Source organism: Flexivirga sp., from assembly GCF_035551235.1.
In the GTDB taxonomy this organism is placed as follows: Bacteria; Actinomycetota; Actinomycetes; order Actinomycetales; family Dermatophilaceae; genus Flexivirga.
The window spans coordinates 14,464-31,445 of sequence record NZ_DASZNO010000010.1 but is presented as its reverse complement, the minus strand read 5'-3'; the positions used below and the strand labels follow the sequence as shown (position 1 = coordinate 31,445).

Sequence of the window (16,982 nt, the reverse complement as noted above, 5' to 3'; positions counted from 1 at the left end):
GTGAGCCAGGACCGCCCGGAACCACCGACGCTGCTCTACCTGATCAAGCAGGTCGAGCTCGCAACGCGCGCCGGGCTCGACGAGCTGACCCGGCCCGCGGGACTGACCGCGCTGCAGTACACCGCTCTCACGGTCCTGGAGCGTCACCCCGGGCTGACGGCGGCACGACTCGCACGCAACTCCTTCGTGACCGCGCAGAGTATGGCGGACATGGTCACCACGCTGCTCAAGCGTGGCCTGATCGAGCGATACCGCGACCCGAATGACGGACGCCGGCTGGTCATCACTCTCACGGACGACGGCCGCCGGCTGCTGGATCAGCTGCGGCCGAACGTCGCCGCGCTCGAAGCCCGGATGCTCACCCAACTGCCCGGCACCGCCGCCGAGGAGTTGCGTCGCCTGCTCGAGGCGTGCCGGCACGGCCTCGGCGATTCAGCCACCGCACGCGGGTCCGATCCCGGCTGACTGCCGCCGGGATGCGTACCACGGGCAGGTCATCAGGATTCTTTAGTAATTCTTCCGCCCAGCGAAAACGATGTGCTGCGGACCACAGGGTGCACCTGCTTCGCTCCTCCTCATGGATCAGACCGAAACCACCGCAGCGGACACGACGCTGCCGAAGTTGACCGCCGGGACGCTGATCGCCGCGATCACGGCGTGCTTCCTCGCCCAGGTCGGCGTGAGCATCCCCGCCGTCATCAACGGGTACATCAACCAGGACCTCCATCTGTCGTCCACCACGCTGACCTGGGTGTCGGACGCATTCATGGTGCCGGTGACCCTGCTGGAGCTGTCCTTCGGCGTCGTCGGCGACCTGTTCGGACGCAAGCGACTGCTCGCCATCGGGTCCGTGCTCGTGCTCGCCGGCGGCCTGCTGTCGTTCTTCACCCCCTCCGGTGAGACCGCCATCCTGCTGACCGGACAGGTGATCGCCGGCACGGGAGCCGCAGCGATCTTCCCCACCTCGGTCGCGATGCTCGCGGCCGGCACGCACACCGTCAGGGACCGCGCCCACGCGATCTCGATCTGGGCCGCCGCCCTCACCGCCGGTGGTTTCATGTCACCGCTGATCGGCGGCGTGCTCGCCCGAATCCACCACAGCGGCGGCGAATTCGCCAGCTGGCGTTACGCGTTCCTCGCGATGGCAGTCCTCGCCATCATCAGCACCGTCGTCACGCTCGCCTGGGCCCAGGACTCGTCGTCTCCGCACGGCCGCTCGTTGGACTGGCCCGGACAGATCACGGTCGCGATCGGCATCTTCGCGTTGCTGTTCGGTGTCATCCAGGGCGCCGAGGACGGCTGGGGCAGCATCCAGGTCGTCGGCGCCTTCGTCCTCGCCGTCGTCTTCCTGATCGCGTTCGTCGTGGTCGAGCTGCGCGTCGACAAGCCGCTGATCCAGCTGCAGCTCTTCAGCAACCGTATGTTCACCGTGTCGGCGATCGTCACCGTGCTGGGCATGTTCGCCTACCTCGGCACCGCCTACGCCACCAGCATCCGGCTGTCCGCCATCCAGGAGTACACGCCGCTGAAGACGTCGGTCGGATTCGTCCTGCTGAACATCATGGGTGTAGTCCTCTTCCCGGTCAGCACCCGGATGTTGCAGAAGCTCAACCCCGGCTGGGTCCTGGCCGGCGGTATGGCGCTCATCGGCGTCGGCAACCTCGCCATGGCCGCCATACCCGCGACGCATCTGGGACTGGGCGCAATCGCGTTGCCACTGCTGGTGATCGGCGCCGGTTTCAAGACCGCTGTCACAGCCATCACCGTCGTCGCGGTCAACAGCGTGCCCACGTCGAAGGCCGGTATGGCGAGCGGCGCCACCAGCATGCTGCGCGACTTCGGCCTGACGCTCGGCCCGGCCATCGTCGGTGCGATCGCGCTGACGAGTGCCGCGAACCGGATCAGCGACAAGATCGCGTCGTCGAGCACGCTGCAGAAGTCGCTCAGCCAGTTCTACGCCGCACCCGGGCATGTCCCCGCCGCCGAACGACCCAAGGTCGCCGAGGCTGTCGCCGCCGTGAAGTCCGGGCCACTGGGCCAGAACGCCGTGCCCTCGCAGGTGCCCGGCGCGGACGGGAAGATGCAGCCGTTCAACCCGCTCAAGGACGTCGCGTTCCACGCGTTGTCCCACGGTTATGCATTGGGCTACCTGGTGTGCGCCATCGCCGCCCTGCTCGCCGCGGTCATCGCGGCCGTGCTGCTCGGTGGACGTCAGCACGACCACGCCTTCGCGCCGCAGGAGGAGGCCGAACCGGCCACCGCCTGATCCGGCGGTCCCTACATCGGGACCTCACGAATCACGTCGAGGTTTCGGAACGTCGCAGGTCCGTCGCACAGCGCCGCGAGCTTGGTTGCGAACTCACTGGTTTCGGGCAGGTCCGAGTTCGCCATCGCTTCCTCGTAGGACGGGAACTCGACGACGTGGAGGTAGGTGTTCTCGGTGTCACGATCCTTGGTCTGGGCAGCACGTGTTGCGGCGCGCTTGCCCGCCGTCGTCTCCAGCCACCCATCGATCAACGCATTGAGCTCATCGATGCGGGTGGTCCGGAATTCGATGATCTGGATGAACGTCACAGTGACCCTCCTCGGGGTGTACTGGCGCAGGACGATCCGGCGTCAGGGCGCTGTTGTGAGTTGGGAGAGCCCCTTCTGCAGATCCTCGAGACTCATCACCGGCGTGAACTCGATCTCGGCGTTCATCACTCCGAACAGCGGTTCGGCGATGATCGGAAGGCGTGATGGATCGGCCAGGTCGAACACGAACATCGCCGAGCGTCGGCCACCATCGAGGAAGAAGTAGGACGCCTCTGGATGGATTTCGTTCATCAGCGCGTCCATCCCCTTGGCGAGAGCGCCACTGCGGGCAGCCTCGTTTCCGGCCCGGGTGTCCATATGGACCCGCATCATGGTTCGCATCGGGATCTCCTCATTGAGTCGCGGTCGGTCGGGCGCAGAACGCTTCGCCACTGCGGCGGTTGCCAGTGCGGCGCCGCACGACGCAGCGTAGCATTTATCTCGAAAATCGAGTTACTTTATTTTCGACATATCTGGAACTTGAAGTATCGTTCCCGCGTGAGTGCCGAACGTGCTATCCCTACCGCCCACATTGCCAACCTGCGCGCGCTGCTACTCGCCTCGCAGCGCTTCCGCCAGGCCATCGCGGACAGCCACGACCTCGGTGTGCGGGAGGTCGTGGTGCTCGGGCACCTCGCCGCGGCGGACGCCGGCCTCACCCCGAGCCAGCTCGCGAAGCGGATGCTGATCGGATCCGGCACGCTGACCGCCGTGCTGGACCGACTCGTCGCCGGCGACTACGCACGTCGCGTTCCGAACCCTCAGGACCGTCGAAGCTCCGTGGTTGAGCTGACCGAGTCCGGCGAGAATTTCGTCCAGCTGGTCAACGAGCAGCTCGAGGCCGTCCTCACCGCGGCAGCGACCGACACGACAGCCGATTCGCCGGTCACCCACCTCGCCCGGCTCGCCAACGCTCTCGACGAACGCGCTGACCACCACGCGGCAGCGGGCGGAGACTGAGCCGGCATACCAACGCAGGCGCCTGTGCCTTCAGGCCGAGGCTGTGAAGTCCATCACGAGATCGGTTGTCTCCGAAGCGAATTCGTCGAAGAAGCCATGCCGGCCGATCGGATGGACGTGCAGTCGGCTGCCCCTGATCCGCTCGTGCAGCACCGTTGCGTTGGCCACCGGCGCGAACCGATCCTGCGCACCGTGCAGGATCAGCGTTGGCGCCCCGATGCGATCGAGCCGGCTGGCCGCGTCGTGCTTCGCACTGACCCGCAGGTGTCGGTTGGCGTCGCGCCGGGTCATCGTGGGATCGCCGAAGAGGTATGTCGGCACACCGTCATACCCGCCATGCGCAGTGACCCACTCCGGTGTGTAGAAGAGGTCCGCCGTCGTGCGCAGACGCGCCGCGCGGTCCGGGCTCGAGAGCGCCAGGCGCACCTCGCGGCTGCGCTCCGTCGCGAGCGAGCCGCCCGGTGTCGTGCAGGCCAGCACCAGAGTGCGCACCAGCCTCGGGTGGCTGATCGCGAGCTCCTGGGCGATCCGGCCGCCCATGGAGGTGCCGTAGACGAAGGCGCGCTTCACGCCGAGCGCAGCCAGCACCGCGGCGGCGTCCTCGGCGAAAAGCCCCGTCGACCAAAGCGTTTCGTCCTCCTTACCGGTGGCCGCCTGCAGCCGCGCGGTATCCCCGGTGCCCCGGTAGTCGAAGGTGATCGTGAGGAAGCGCTCGGTCAGCAACGGCCGTACGTGCTGCCACCACTCATGCGAATTGGCCTGTCCCTGCAGCAGAAGCAGGACCGGTGCGTCTCGCCGGCCCTGCACCTGGTGTGCGACGCGACCGCCGAGCACCGGGCTCGTCCCACGCAACTTCATCGCACCCACCCCGGACGTGGTGCAGCCCCCGGGGCCTCGAGTGTCCGTGGGGGCTGCATTGGGTCCAACTAGCGGCGATCGGGCTTGGTTCCCGCTACACCTGTGCCTTGTCGCGGATCGCGGCTTCGATCTCCGCGATCGCCTCGGCCACCGGGACACCGTTGCGCTGGGAGCCGTCGCGGAAGCGGAACGACACGGCATTTGCCGAGCGGTCCTCGTCGCCGGCGATCAGCGTGAACGGCACCTTCGACTTGCTGGCGTTGCGGATCTTCTTCGGGAAACGGTCGTCGGAGTCGTCGAGCTCCACGCGAATCCCCTTCTGCTGCAACTGATCCAGCACACCCGAGAGGTATGGCGCAAACTCCTCGGCGACCGGCACGCCGAGCACCTGCACGGGTGACAGCCACGGAGGGAAGGCGCCCGCGTAGTGCTCCACCAGCACACCGAGGAACCGCTCGATCGACCCGAACTTCGCCGAGTGGATCATCACCGGCTCCTGGCGGGTGCCATCGGAGGCCTGGAACTCCAGCCCGAAGCGGTGCGGCTGGTTGAAGTCGTACTGGATGGTCGACATCTGCCAGGTGCGGCCGATCGCATCGCGTGCCTGCACGGAGATCTTCGGCCCGTAGAACGCGGCGCCGCCCGGGTCCGGCACCAGCTCGAGACCGGTCTCGGTCGCGACCTGCTCGAGGATCGAGGTCGCGGTCTCCCACTGCTCGTCGGTGCCGATGAACTTGTCCTTCTTGTCGCCCTCGGTCTCCCGGGTCGACAGCTCCAGGTAGAAGTCCTCCAGCCCGAAGTCGCGCAGCAGCGACAGCACGAAGTTCAGCAGGTGTCGGATCTCCCCCGGCGCCTGCTCGGCGGTCACGTAGGAGTGCGAGTCGTCCTGCGTCATACCGCGCACGCGCGTCAGGCCGTGGACGACACCGGACTTCTCATAGCGGTAGACCGAGCCGAATTCGAAGAAACGCAAGGGCAATTCGCGATATGAGCGACCACGCGAGGAGAAGATCAGGTTGTGCATCGGGCAGTTCATCGCCTTCAGGCGGTACTGCGCACCCTCCAGCTCCATACCCGGGAACATCGTGTCCGCGTAGTAGGGCAGGTGGCCGCTGGTGTGGAACAGCCCATCCTTGGAGATGTGCGGGGTGCCGACGTACTGGAAGCCCTCCTGCAGGTGCCGCGCGCGGACGTAGTCCTCCATCTCACGCTTGATCACACCACCCTTGGGGTGGAAGACCGGCAACCCGGAACCCAGCTCCTCCGGGAAGCTGAAGAGGTCGAGCTCGGCGCCGAGCTTGCGGTGGTCGCGCTTCTCCGCCTCGGCGAGCCGGTCGAGATAGTCCTTCATCTCGGCCTTGCTCGGCCAGGCGGTGCCGTAGATGCGCTGCAGCTGCGGGTTCTTCTCCGAGCCTCGCCAGTAGGCGGCGGCCGACCGCATGATCTTGTAGGCGTTGCCGATCAGCTTGGTCGAGGGCAGGTGCGGCCCGCGGCACAGGTCGCCCCACGCGACGGAGCCGTCACGGCGGATGTTGTCGTAGATCGTCAGGCCGCCCTCGCCGACCTCGGCGTCGGCGCCGTCGGCCGCTTCACCGGCCTTCGACTTCAGTCCGATGAGCTCCAACTTGTAGGGCTCAGAGGCAAGTTCGGCTCGCGCGGCGTCATCACTGATCTCGCGGCGATGGAACGTCTGACCCTCGTTGATGATCTTCTGCATCGCCTTCTCGAGGGCTTTGAGGTCCTCGGGCGTGAAGGGGGTCTCGACGTCGAAGTCGTAGTAGAAGCCGTCGGTGATCGGCGGCCCGATGCCGAGCTTGGCGTCGGGGTTGATCTGCTGCACGGCCTGCGCCAGCACGTGCGCGGTCGAGTGCCGCAGCACGTTGAGGCCGTCGGGCGAGTCGACCGGGACCGGTTCGACCACGGCACCGGCCGGGATCTCGCGGAAGAGGTCCTGCAACTCACCGTCGACCGTCATCGCCACGACCTGCCGGTCGTCGCCGAAGAGTTCGGTGCCCGTCGTGGCCTGCTCGACCCGTCGGCCAGTGGCGGCAATGGGTTCGGCTTGACCTGCTGACACGGGTGTTCTCCTTGTGAGATGGCGAGGTATGGCGAGCGCCCGGCTCGTCATACAGACGGGTGCCCGGCGACACACGCCGAGCCGCCTCAGGTTATCGCGGGCGGTTCAGCCCGTCGCGACGGCGTACGCGACGACCGCAACGCAGATCAGCACCATCACGATCGCGATGACCCACAGGGTCCGGGAGGCGTTGTTGCCGGCGGCGGGTGCCGCGTCGCGACCGGGGCGGGCCCGTGGTTCAGGTGCCGGCCCGTGTGCCGCCTCGGCCCGGCGCTGCGGGCCCTTCCCCGGCAGCGGAGCGTTGCCCTGCGCGACGGCACGCGTCGCGCCCGGATCGGGTCGGCGCTGCGGTGCGGGTGTGACCGTGCGTCGTGGCTGCGACATCGCGGAGCGGGCGGCGTCCATCAGCTCGGGCGCGCTCGCCGGACGATGGGCCGGGTCCTTCGCCATACCCGATTGCACGACGCGGTCCAGCGCGCTCGGCAGGTCCGTGCGGTGCTCGCGCAGCGAGGGCGGCGGTGCGTTGAGGTGCGCGGCGATCACCTGTACCTGCTCACCGACGCCGAACGGCTTGCTGCCGGTCAACGCCTGGTAGAGCACGCAGGCCAGCGAGTAGACGTCACTGCGCGCGTCGGACCGTGCCGGCACGTGCAAGCGCTCCGGCGCCATGTATGACGCACTGCCCACGACCTGCCCGGTGGATGTCAGGTCCTGCTGACTGACGCTGGCGGCGATGCCGAAGTCGACCAGGTAGGCGAAGCCCTTGGGGTCGACCAGGATGTTGGACGGCTTGACGTCACGGTGCACCAGGCCGGCACGATGCGCCGAGTCCAGGGCGTCGCCGATCTGGCTCAGCAGGTCGAGGGTCCGCGACACCTCCAGTTGCCCACGGTCGAGCAACTGGGCGAGGTTGCGACCCTCCACCAGCCGCATGTCCAGGTAGAGGCGGCCGTCGATCTCGCCATACCCGTGGATCGGTATGACGTGCGGGTCGGTCAGCCGGGCCACGATCGCCGCCTCACGCTGGAAACGCGCCCGGTATTCATCGTCCGCCGCGGTCGCCGGATGCATGACCTTCAGGGCGACGTCCCGGCCGAGCCTGGTGTCCGTCGCGCGAGCGACCTGGCCCATGCCACCGGTGCCGATGACCTCGTGCAACTCGTAGTGCCCGAACCGCGCCGGGGGGCGCGACGCCCGCTCGTCGTCCGTCATGACGGCGCACCACGGCGCGGGGCTGCTGCAACGATCACGGCGCCACATTAACCGGCGTTCCCGGATCGTTGTCATGGTGTGAGCGAGCCGCACCGCGAACGACGCGCTCGTCGGTTACGGTTGAAAGTGCTGTCCGCCCCGTCACAGGTATCGTGACGAGGCTGCGCGGATACCCGCGTCGACCGCCAGGGCGGGGACGGCATCCATCGTATTTCCAGGAGACGAACCACAGTGAACGCGACGACATCGATCCGTCGGTGGGTCGCCCAGCGACTGCTGTCAACTGCCGCAGCAGGCCGCTCCTCGGGGCTGGCAGGTATTTCAGCGCTTCCCAAGAAGCTGACCATGCCGTTGCGCCGCAACGGTATGGACCCGCTCCCCGAGCTCGGGCAGATGCGCGAGCAGGACCCGGTGCAACGCATGCGCCGGGTGTTCGGCATCAACGTGTGGCTGGTGAGCGGCTACCACGAGGCCAAGGCCGTACTGGCCGACACCAAGAGTTACAGCACCGACATCCGACCGATGCTCGGCATGGGCAGTGACGTCAAGATCGGCGGGTTGGGCTTCACCGACCCGCCGGAACACAGCAGATTGCGCAAGATCCTGACGCCGGAGTTCACCATCCGTCGCCTGGCGCGGCTGCAACCGGCCATCGACCGCATCGTCGCCGAGCGGCTGGATGCGATGGAAGCCGCCGGTCCGGTGATCGATCTGGTCGAGGACTTCGCCTTCCCGATCCCCTTCCTGGTCATCTGTGAGTTGCTCGGGCTGCCGGTCGAGGACCGCGAGCACTTCCGCAAGCTCGGCCACGCCCGGTTCGACGTCACCAACGGCGGCATCGGCGTGTTCGGCGCGATGACCGAGTCCCGCGAGTTCCTGCAGGAGGCCGTCCGCCGACAGCGCCTGGAACCCGGTCCCGGACTGATCGGACAGATCATCCGCGAGCTCGGTGACGACGTCAGCGACGAGGACCTCGGTGGCCTGGCCGACGGTGTCTTCACCGGCGGCTACGAGACCAGCGCGAGCATGCTGTCGCTGGGCACCCTGGCCCTGCTGCGCGACCCCGACAGCTACCTTCGCGCGGGCCAACGCGAGCATGTCGACGGTGTCGTGGCCGAGTTGGTTCGTTACCTGTCGGTCGTGCAGATCACCTTCCCGCGGTTCGCGAAGCACGATCTGAATCTCTTCGGCAAGCCGATCAAGAAGGGCGACGTGGTCGTCGTCTCCCTCTCCGGCGCCAACCGCGACCCCGTGCTCGGTGCCGACACCGAGACCGTCAACCCCCACATCGAGCGGCCGTCACACCTGGGCTTCGGCCACGGGTTCCACCGCTGCGTCGGTGCCGAGCTGGCCCGGATGGAGTTGCGTTCTGCGTTCCTCGGCCTGGTCGAGCGCTTCCCGGACCTGCAGCTGGCCACGCCCGTCGAGCAGCTGGCGTTCCGTGACCTGTCCATCGTGTATGGCGTGGAGTCCCTCCCCGTGCGGCTGCGTCCCGAGTCAAGCCGCGACGTGGCATGAGAACCACCCCACGAAGCTCTCCGCTCGTACCTCGCTCCGATACTTCGCGGGGGCGCCGATGAGGATCGTCCACGTCGCAGATTCCTTCCCGCCCGATGTCGGGGGGATCGAGCGCCAGGTCGAGGCGCTCGCTCTCGCCCAGCGGGCCGACGGACATGACGTCTCGGTCATCACGGCGGTCAACAAGGACGGCGCGCAGGACCACGACCTCGACGTGCACCGCGGCCTGCGCACGCGCTGGCTGACCATCGCCTTCCCGTCGCTGAACCACTCGATGGTCGCCGAGGTGCTCGACAACGGCGATGTCGATGTCGTGCACGCGCACTTCACCGTGGCGTCACCGATCGCGATCTACGTCGCCCGTGCCGCGAGCCGGCGCGGCATACCGGTCGCGGTGACGGTGCACTCGGTGTGGTGGAAGGTCGCGCCGGCGCATCGCTTCGTCAGCGGTGTCTTCTTCGGCCCGTCCGTCATGCGGGTGGTGTTCTCCGGCGTGAGCACGATGATCGCCGGTCACATCAAGCGGGTCTATCCGCGCTCCGGCGCCGTCTCGGTCGTGCCCAACCTCGTCGACACCGACTGGTGGTCACCCATCGCTCCGTCGCTGCACCGCGCCGGCGACCCGGACTTCCGGGTGGTTCTCGTCGGCCGGCTCAAGAAGCGCAAGCACATCGACGAGTTCATCGAGATCATCGGGCGAGTCAAGGCGAAGGTGCCGGCGGGCACTGCGGTCTCGGTCTCCATCGTCGGTGCCGGGCCGCGACACGACGATCTCGTGCAACAGATCAACGACCTCGGTCTCACCGAGTGGGTCGACCTTCTCGGCCACCGGACACCGGAGCAGATCCGCGACCTGCTGCATGACGCCGACCTGTTCGTGGCCCCGTCACGGCAGGAAGCCTTCGGGATTGCCGCCCTCGAGGCGCGCAGCGCGGGCGTACCCGTCGTGGGTTACAACTTCACCGGGCTGGCCGACTTCGTCGAGAGCGGGGTCGAGGGCCTGCTGGTCGACGACGCGGACGACATGGTCGACAGCCTGGCCAAACTGCTGGTCGACGCCGAGCGGGTCGAGCAGCTGAAGGCTTCCACCCGAGCCCGTCGCCCCAGCGTCACGTTCGCGGACGCCATGCGCGCCACCTACGACTTCTACGACCGCGCACGGCGCGAGCTCGGCCGCCGCCGATAGCCGCTTGCTCCACCCGGTATGACGCCCCGCCCCGGCGCCATACCAGATGTATTTCGTGACGTCGCGCGCGGATTATAGCTTTTTTTCGATAGTTCTTCAGGGGTTCCCGGGAGAACGCATTTCAGCTAGTTTCCTTGGGACGATGCCTAATTCGCACCGCGTCCCGAACGACGCGGGTTGGAATGGAGTAATCACATGGAGTTGAGCGATTTCCACTGGTCCGACATCATCACGAAGGTTGTCGCGGCCGTCATCATCCTGATCATCACGTGGTTCTTGGCGAAATTTGCCAAGAAGATCCTGACGAAGCTATTCGCCAAGGTCAAAGTGCTGAACCGGCCGGACGGGACCGGTGACTCCCTCGGCACCTCGCTGAGTTCCATCATCTCGCTGGTCATCTGGGTCTTCGGCCTGATGGCGGTTCTCAATCTGTTCCGGCTCGATCAAGTCACCGCGCCCCTGCAGGACATGCTGAGCACGCTGTTGCATGCGCTGCCGCAGATCCTCGGTGCAGCCATGGTGATGTTCATCGGCTTCGTGCTCGCCAAGATCGTGCGTGAGCTCGTGGTCACCGCGCTGCAGGCTGCGAACGTCGACCGGTTCGCCGACAAGTTCACCAGCCAGGCGGGCAGCCAGATCGACAGCGCGACCGGCACCGGCGCCGCACGGCACGACGCACCGCAGCACCTGCAGGGCGACCAGCAGGGTCTCGGTCAGGCACACGCTCAGGCTCAGGCGCAGCACGGCCAGACCGGCTCGGAGCCGGTGAAGATCTCCTCGATGGTCGGCATGCTGGTCTTCGCCGTCGTCCTGCTCGTCGTCGCAATTTCCGCCCTGCAGATCCTCGGCATCAAGTCGATTTCGGACCCGGCATCTCACATGCTGAAGTTGATCCTCGACACGATTCCGCTGATCATCGGTGCGGGCATCCTGCTGGCCATCGGCTGCCTGATCGCCAAATTCGCCGGCACCCTGCTGGAGAATTTGCTGCGCGGTATGAACACGCAGGGCGCGCTCAGCAGCGCCGGCATCGAGTCCGAGAATGTCGACGTTCCGAAGGTCGTCTCGCGCATCGTGCAGATCGCGATCGTGCTGTTCTTCGCGGTCGCCGCGGCGAATGTGCTGCACATCCCGCAAATGACCGAGATCCTCAACACCGTGCTCAGCATCGGTGGCCGGGTCGTCTTCGGTGCGGTCATCATCATGGCCGGTGTCTACGTGGCCGGCCTGCTGTCGAAGATGGTCAGCGGCCGGACCGGAGACGTCGTCAAGATCGCGACGATCGTGCTGTTCGCGGCGATCGGCCTGCGCTACATGGGCCTGGCGAATTCCGTCATCAACCTTGCGTTCGGTGCGGTCGTCATCGGCGGTGCCGCGGCTGCCGCGCTCGCGTTCGGTCTCGGTGGCCGGGACGCTGCCGCCCGCCAGTTGGAGAAGATGCAGAACGACTCAGCTGCTTCGAAGGCGCCGACCACCGGCACCGAGCAGTACTGACGCTCAACCGCTGCACCCACGAGAAGGCCCGGCGTCACCGACGCCGGGCTTTCTCGCGCGCACGGCCATCCGCAGCGGAAAGCGGGATAGGGTGGAATGCCCGATCAGGCCGGTCACCTTTCCTGGCAGCACCGGCTGGAGAGGAACGCTGATGGCGCTCAATGCAGCACAGAAGCTCATCCAGGACCACCTGCTGGACGGCGATCTCACGCCGGGTGCGGAGATCGCGCTACGCGTCGATCAGGCTCTGGTGCAGGACGCGACCGGCACGATGGTGATGCTCGAACTCGAAGCGCTGGACCTGGACCGCGTCCGCACCGAGGTCGCCGTGCAGTATGTCGATCACAACCTCCTCCAGGAGGACGAGCGCAACCCGGACGACCACGCCTTCCTGCGGTCGGCCGCGCAGCGTTTCGGGTTGTGGTTCTCCGGCCCGGGCAACGGGGTGTCGCACCCGACCCATCAGCAGCGCTTCGGACGACCCGGAGCGACCCTGGCCGGCTCCGACTCACACACGTGCGCCGCCGGAGCCATCGGCATGCTCGCGGTCGGGGTCGGCGGGCTCGACGTCGCCATGGCCCTGGCCGGCGAGCCGCTCTACCTTCGTATGCCGAAGGTCTGGGGTGTCGAGCTGACCGGGGAACTGCCGGACTGGGTGTCGGCCAAGGACGTGGTGCTGGAGATGCTGCGCCGGCACGGCGTGAAGGGTGGCGTCAACCGGATCATCGAATATCACGGTCCCGGCCTGGCCGGCCTGACGGCGATGGACCGGCACGTCATCGCCAATATGGGCGCCGAACTCGGAGCGACCGCAACGGTTTTCCCGTCCGACGACGAAGTGCGCCGCTTCCTGGCCGGCGAGGACCGCGAGGACGACTGGCGAGAGCTGCGGCCGGACGAGGGGGCGTCATACGACCTCACCGAGCAGATCGACCTGTCATCGCTGGAACCACTGATCGCCAAGCCCTCCTCCCCCGGCAATGTCGTGCCGGTGCGCGAGGTCGCCGGCGAGTCGGTGTCCCAGGTCGTCGTCGGGTCGTCGGCCAACCCGGGCCTGCGTGACTTCGCGGTGGTCGCCGAGATCATGCGCGGGCGGTATGCCGACCGCGGTGTCTCGGTGGACATCAACCCGACGTCACGCGAGATCCTGCAGGACCTCACCAAGGGTGGCTGGCTCTTCGACCTGATCAGCGCCGGGGCACGGGTGCACCAGTCCGGCTGCCTCGGCTGCATCGGGATGGGCCAGGCGCCGGCGACCGGGCGCAACAGCCTGCGCACGATGCCGCGCAACTTTCCGGGAAGGTCCGGCAGCCGGGAGGACTCGGTGTGGCTGTGCTCCCCCGAGACGGCCGCGGCCGCGGCGCTGAACGGTGTGATCACCGACCCGCGAGATCTCAGCAAGGAGAAGGGGATCGATTACCCGCGGCCGAAACTCCCCGAGCACGCCAGCGTCAACACCGCGATGCTCGTCGAGCCGCTGCCCGAGGCCGAAGCGCGTGAGGTGGAGCTGGTCAAGGGCCCGAACATCTCGACGCTGCCCGACTTCGACGGACTACCGGACCATGTCGAGGCGCAGGTCGGGCTGGTGGTCGGCGACGACATCTCCACCGACGAGATCCTGCCCGCCGGCGCCAAGGTGCTCCCCTACCGCAGCAACATCCCGAAGATCTCCGACTTCGTCTACGAGGCCGTCGACCCGGAGTATGTCGAGCGCGTCACGGCGCTTCGTGACGACGGTGGTCACATCATCGTCGGGGGTGAGAACTACGGGCAGGGGTCGTCGCGCGAGCACGCGGTCATCGCACCGCGCTACCTCGGGCTGCGTGTCGTGATCGCCAAGTCGTTCGCGCGGATCCACTGGCAGAACCTCGCGAACTTCGGCATTCTCGCGCTGGAGTTCGACGACGCCGGCGACTACGACGACATCCAGCTCGGCGACACGTTGGTCCTCGACGGCCTGCACGAGGCGCTGAAGGGCGGTGACACCGTCGAGACCGGCAACTCGCGCAGCGAGGCGTCATACAAGTTGCGGCACCAGCTGTCCCCACGCCAGGTGGACATGGTGCTGGCCGGTGGCCGAATCCCGTTCCTACGCCAGAAGCTGGTCGAGTAGACGTATCGAAATCCGCTAGGACTCCAGCCGGGCCTCATCGATGGTCGGCTGGAAGAGCTCCACGGGGTTGCCGGACGGGTCCTCGGCGATCGTCTGGCGGCCGCCGACACCGTTGACGATGTCGTTGCGGAAGCGCACGCCGTGCTCGCGCAGATCGGTGACCAGCGTCTCGATGTCGTCCACCTCGAGCGCGAAGCGGTTCCAGCCGCCCGGGCTGGGCGTCGTCCCGTCGGCCAGGGCCTGACCACCGCCGGGGCCGCCGCCTGGGGCGGACAGGACGAGGCGCAGGTCGCCGCGGGCGAGCATCGCGAACGTCGACGCGGGATGCATCACCTCGGTGAAGCCGAGCCGGCCGACATAGAACGCGATCGCCTCGTCGACGTCATGGACGATGTAACGGACGCTGACGGTGGGCATCAGAGGTCCTTCCCGGTCGGGTCCTCTCCGACGCGCACCAGCAGTTTACCGACGTTGCGACCGGTGAGCAGCCCGCGGAACGCCTCGGGTGCGTTGTCCAGGCCGTCGACGATGTCCTCGAGGTAGTTGACCTCGCCGTCGCGGATCCAGCCGGACATGTCCTGCTGGAATGCCTTGTAATGCGTTGGTACGAACTCGGATTGGATGAATCCACGAATCGTCAAGCTCAGGGTCAGCACCCTTCTCATGAACCCGGGCAACTCGTCCGGCCCGGCCGGTCGCTCGGTGGCGTTGTAGCCGGCGACCAGCCCGCAGACGGGCATCCGGGCGTAGAGGTTCAGTCGTTTGACGACCGCCTCGGTGACCGGGCCGCCGACGTTCTCGAAGTAGACGTCAATGCCGTCCGGTGTGGCGGCGGCGAGGTCGTCGGCGAACGTGGGCGAACGGTGGTCGACCGCAGCGTCGAATCCGTAGGTCTCCGTGAGGATTCGGCACTTTTCCGGGCCACCGGCGATCCCGACTGCACGGGCTCCCTTGACCCGTGCGATCTGTCCGACGGCCGAGCCCACCGGACCCGCCGCAGCGGCGACCACGACGGTCTCACCCGGCTTCGGCCGGCCGATCTCCAAGAGGCCGGCGTATGCCGTGAAGCCCGGCATACCCAGCACACCGACAGCTGTCGAAACGGGCGCTTGCTGCGGGTCGAGCCGTCGCAAGTGCTCGGCGTCCGCGACGGCGTGGGTCTGCCAGCCGGTGTAGGCGAGCACGATGTCGCCCGCCTTGAAGCCCTCCGCGCGTGACTCGAGCACCTCGCACACGGTGGCGCCGAGCATCACGTCGCCGGGCTGCAGCGGCGCGGCATACGACTTGGCGGTGCTCATCCGACCGCGCATGTAGGGGTCGAGCGACAGGTAGATCGTGCGCAGCAGCACTTGCCCGTCCCCGAGCTCGGGAAGCTCGACGGTCGCCGTCTCGAAGTCGCTGTCCTGCGGCATACCGACCGGGTATGCCGCCATCCGGATCTGCGTGGTCGTGGTCATGTAGGTCCTCACTCCAAAGCTGTCGTCAACACGTCGTGGTCGCAGCTTCCGACTCTAATCAGCCGGGCTGAGGTCGCCTCGCGCCCGCGGCGTCATGCCGAGAGAGACGCCGGCGGCGAGCAAGGCAGCGATCACGATCAGCAACCATGCCAGCGTGAAGACGTGGTGGGCTGCGCCGTATGTGGCGGGAGCACCCAGGACGGCGACCAGCACCGCGACCCCGAGTACGGTGCCGATCTGGCGGCTCATGTTCATCACGGCGCTGCCGGTTGCGGTCGTGTGCGCGGGCAGGTCTGCGGTCCCGGAGGCGAGGATCGTGGGGAGGGCGAACCCCACGCCGGCACCGACCAGGAGCTGTCCTGCCAGCATCTCGCGCACCCAGTGCGGTTCGGCGCCCACCTGGGTGAGGATCCAGGTGTAGCCGCCCGCGATCAGGAGGCACCCGAGCGCGGCGAGCCGTCCGGCCGGTACCCCGCGCCGGGCCAGCCGGGTACCGGCGTACGCCGTCAGCTGCACCGTGACCGGGCCTGGGGCGATGGCCAGGCCGGTACGCACAGCCCCATATCCCCAGACCTGCTGGAACCACAGAATCGAGGACAGCAGGCCCGCACCGAAGGACATGCTGAACACGAACGACGCGGCGTTCGACCAGGCGAAGGTGCGAACCCTCAGCAGCGCCGGCGACACGACCGGTGAGGGGTGCCTGCCGGTGCGGACGACGAAGAAGACGAACCCGACGACCGCAACCGCGAAAGCGGCCAGGTCCCTGACGTCGGACCAGCCCCAGTCAGGTCCCTTGACCACACCGAGGGCGAGGGCACCGACCGTGAGCGCCAGGACGACGGCACCCAGCAGGTCCGGCACCCGGTCCCCTCCACCGTCGCGTACGTCGGGGACCCAGATCAGCGTGGCGACGACAGCCGTCACCCCGATGGGGAGGTTCACCAGGAACACCCACTGCCAGGCGAGGTGGACGAGCAGACCGCCCACGACGGGCCCGACCGCGGCGGCGAGTGCGCCGGTTGCCGCCCACACGCGTACGGCATGGCCGCGGTGCTCGGGGTCAGTGGCGCGCAGGAGGAGGGAAAGGCTCGTCGGTGTGAGTGCCGCAGCACCAGCGGCCTGGAGCGTCCGGAACGCGACGAGCCACCAGAGCCCCGGGCTCACTGCGCATGCGGCGCTCGCCAGGGTGAAGATCACCAGACCGATCAGGAGGCCCTCCTTGCGGCCGTAGCGGTCGGCGAGGCGTCCGAGCGGAACGAGCAGGGCGGCATACACGATCGCATAGGCGTTCAGAACCCAGCTGAGGTCCGAGATCGAGGCGTTCCCGAAGTCGCGCCCGATCGTGTCGAAGGCGACGTTGACGATGAAGAGGTCGAGGCTGGCCATGAACGCCGCGGCCGAGAGCACGAGCAGCACCCGGCTCTGGCGGACGGGACCTGGCGGCTCGGAGGGCGCCACCGAGTCGAGCGGGATCTGGCTTTGGGATTGCATAGCCAGAGCGTGCCACCTGGGTATGGTTCGCACAAGTCA

The 16,982-nt window shown here is 67.5% G+C and carries 15 protein-coding genes; 7 read left to right on the top strand and 8 right to left on the bottom strand.

Features of this window, described 5'->3' with window-relative positions:
- Both VG502_RS01960 and VG502_RS01955 read left to right on the top strand, forming a co-directional pair.
- Entirely contained in the window at positions 1-465 is a 465-nt protein-coding gene (locus VG502_RS01960) for a MarR family winged helix-turn-helix transcriptional regulator (protein ID WP_325548185.1), read from the top strand.
- Between the two features lie 112 nt (positions 466-577).
- Positions 578-2,266, top strand: coding sequence for an MFS transporter (locus VG502_RS01955; RefSeq protein WP_325548184.1), 1,689 nt, complete (start codon positions 578-580; stop codon positions 2,264-2,266).
- Positions 2,267-2,277: 11 nt separating this feature from the next.
- Here VG502_RS01955 and VG502_RS01950 read toward each other — a convergent pair whose 3' ends face one another.
- Together VG502_RS01950 and VG502_RS01945 are read right to left on the bottom strand one after the other, a co-directional pair.
- Positions 2,278-2,574 carry a hypothetical protein gene (locus VG502_RS01950; RefSeq protein ID WP_325548182.1) on the bottom strand — a complete coding sequence of 99 codons (297 nt, stop codon included), beginning with the start codon at positions 2,572-2,574 and terminating at the stop codon, positions 2,278-2,280.
- Between the two features lie 42 nt (positions 2,575-2,616).
- Entirely contained in the window at positions 2,617-2,916 is a 300-nt protein-coding gene (locus VG502_RS01945) for a hypothetical protein (RefSeq protein WP_325548180.1), read from the bottom strand.
- 156 nt (positions 2,917-3,072) lie between these two features.
- Between VG502_RS01945 and VG502_RS01940 the strand changes: the two genes are divergently transcribed.
- Complete coding sequence (locus VG502_RS01940) at positions 3,073-3,534, top strand: MarR family winged helix-turn-helix transcriptional regulator (protein ID WP_325548178.1); 462 nt, start codon at positions 3,073-3,075, stop codon at positions 3,532-3,534.
- A 30-nt stretch (positions 3,535-3,564) separates the two neighbouring features.
- On the opposite strand, the gene VG502_RS01935 is transcribed toward VG502_RS01940, so the two are convergent.
- From VG502_RS01935 to VG502_RS01925, 3 genes are all read right to left on the bottom strand, one after another.
- Positions 3,565-4,392, bottom strand: a complete 828-nt coding sequence (locus VG502_RS01935; protein WP_325548176.1) for an alpha/beta fold hydrolase — start codon at positions 4,390-4,392, stop codon at positions 3,565-3,567.
- A 94-nt stretch (positions 4,393-4,486) separates the two neighbouring features.
- A complete protein-coding gene (thrS, locus tag VG502_RS01930; RefSeq protein ID WP_325548175.1) occupies positions 4,487-6,469 on the bottom strand; it encodes a threonine--tRNA ligase in 1,983 nt (660 codons plus the stop codon).
- A gap of 105 nt (positions 6,470-6,574) precedes the next feature.
- On the bottom strand, positions 6,575-7,681 hold the full coding sequence (locus tag VG502_RS01925; RefSeq protein ID WP_325548173.1) for a serine/threonine protein kinase: 1,107 nt from the start codon (positions 7,679-7,681) through the stop codon (positions 6,575-6,577).
- Positions 7,682-7,912: 231 nt separating this feature from the next.
- Here VG502_RS01925 and VG502_RS01920 point away from each other — a divergent pair, with 231 nt between their 5' ends.
- From VG502_RS01920 to VG502_RS01905, 4 genes are all read left to right on the top strand, one after another.
- A complete protein-coding gene (locus tag VG502_RS01920) occupies positions 7,913-9,199 on the top strand; it encodes a cytochrome P450 (protein ID WP_325548171.1) in 1,287 nt (428 codons plus the stop codon).
- A 58-nt stretch (positions 9,200-9,257) separates the two neighbouring features.
- Positions 9,258-10,385 (top strand): glycosyltransferase family 4 protein, encoded by a 1,128-nt coding sequence (locus VG502_RS01915; RefSeq protein WP_325548170.1) that lies wholly within the window; start codon positions 9,258-9,260, stop codon positions 10,383-10,385.
- Positions 10,386-10,580: 195 nt separating this feature from the next.
- Positions 10,581-11,879 carry a mechanosensitive ion channel gene (locus tag VG502_RS01910; protein ID WP_325548168.1) on the top strand — a complete coding sequence of 433 codons (1,299 nt, stop codon included), beginning with the start codon at positions 10,581-10,583 and terminating at the stop codon, positions 11,877-11,879.
- Positions 11,880-12,030: 151 nt separating this feature from the next.
- Positions 12,031-13,992 (top strand): aconitate hydratase, encoded by a 1,962-nt coding sequence (locus tag VG502_RS01905; protein ID WP_325548166.1) that lies wholly within the window; start codon positions 12,031-12,033, stop codon positions 13,990-13,992.
- Positions 13,993-14,007: 15 nt separating this feature from the next.
- Here the strand turns inward: VG502_RS01905 and VG502_RS01900 are convergent, their stop codons facing one another.
- Genes VG502_RS01900 through VG502_RS01890 form a run of 3 tightly spaced genes read right to left on the bottom strand, consistent with a single transcriptional unit; the run spans position 14,008 to position 16,943 of the window.
- Positions 14,008-14,409 (bottom strand): VOC family protein, encoded by a 402-nt coding sequence (locus VG502_RS01900; RefSeq protein ID WP_325548164.1) that lies wholly within the window; start codon positions 14,407-14,409, stop codon positions 14,008-14,010.
- Positions 14,409-15,449 (bottom strand): NADP-dependent oxidoreductase, encoded by a 1,041-nt coding sequence (locus VG502_RS01895; protein WP_325548163.1) that lies wholly within the window; start codon positions 15,447-15,449, stop codon positions 14,409-14,411. The genes VG502_RS01900 and VG502_RS01895 overlap by 1 nt, the downstream gene beginning before the upstream one ends.
- 54 nt (positions 15,450-15,503) lie before the next feature.
- The gene (locus VG502_RS01890) at positions 15,504-16,943 is read right to left on the bottom strand and encodes an MFS transporter (protein ID WP_325548161.1); all 1,440 of its coding nucleotides are present in this window, start codon (positions 16,941-16,943) and stop codon (positions 15,504-15,506) included.
- Between the last annotated feature and the right edge of the window lie 39 nt (positions 16,944-16,982).

What these genes read in the sequence shown, in the direction of transcription:
- VG502_RS01955 (WP_325548184.1), top strand. Translation starts at nt 578, where the DNA reads ATGGATCAGACCGAAACCACCGCAGCGGACACGACGCTGCCGAAGTTG.
- VG502_RS01945 (WP_325548180.1), bottom strand. Translation starts at nt 2,916, where the DNA reads ATGCGAACCATGATGCGGGTCCATATGGACACCCGGGCCGGAAACGAG.
- VG502_RS01935 (WP_325548176.1), bottom strand. Translation starts at nt 4,392, where the DNA reads ATGAAGTTGCGTGGGACGAGCCCGGTGCTCGGCGGTCGCGTCGCACAC.
- VG502_RS01925 (WP_325548173.1), bottom strand. Translation starts at nt 7,681, where the DNA reads ATGACGGACGACGAGCGGGCGTCGCGCCCCCCGGCGCGGTTCGGGCAC.
- VG502_RS01915 (WP_325548170.1), top strand. Translation starts at nt 9,258, where the DNA reads ATGAGGATCGTCCACGTCGCAGATTCCTTCCCGCCCGATGTCGGGGGG.
- VG502_RS01910 (WP_325548168.1), top strand. Translation starts at nt 10,581, where the DNA reads ATGGAGTTGAGCGATTTCCACTGGTCCGACATCATCACGAAGGTTGTC.
- VG502_RS01905 (WP_325548166.1), top strand. Translation starts at nt 12,031, where the DNA reads ATGGCGCTCAATGCAGCACAGAAGCTCATCCAGGACCACCTGCTGGAC.
- VG502_RS01900 (WP_325548164.1), bottom strand. Translation starts at nt 14,409, where the DNA reads ATGCCCACCGTCAGCGTCCGTTACATCGTCCATGACGTCGACGAGGCG.
- VG502_RS01895 (WP_325548163.1), bottom strand. Translation starts at nt 15,449, where the DNA reads ATGACCACGACCACGCAGATCCGGATGGCGGCATACCCGGTCGGTATG.
- VG502_RS01890 (WP_325548161.1), bottom strand. Translation starts at nt 16,943, where the DNA reads ATGCAATCCCAAAGCCAGATCCCGCTCGACTCGGTGGCGCCCTCCGAG.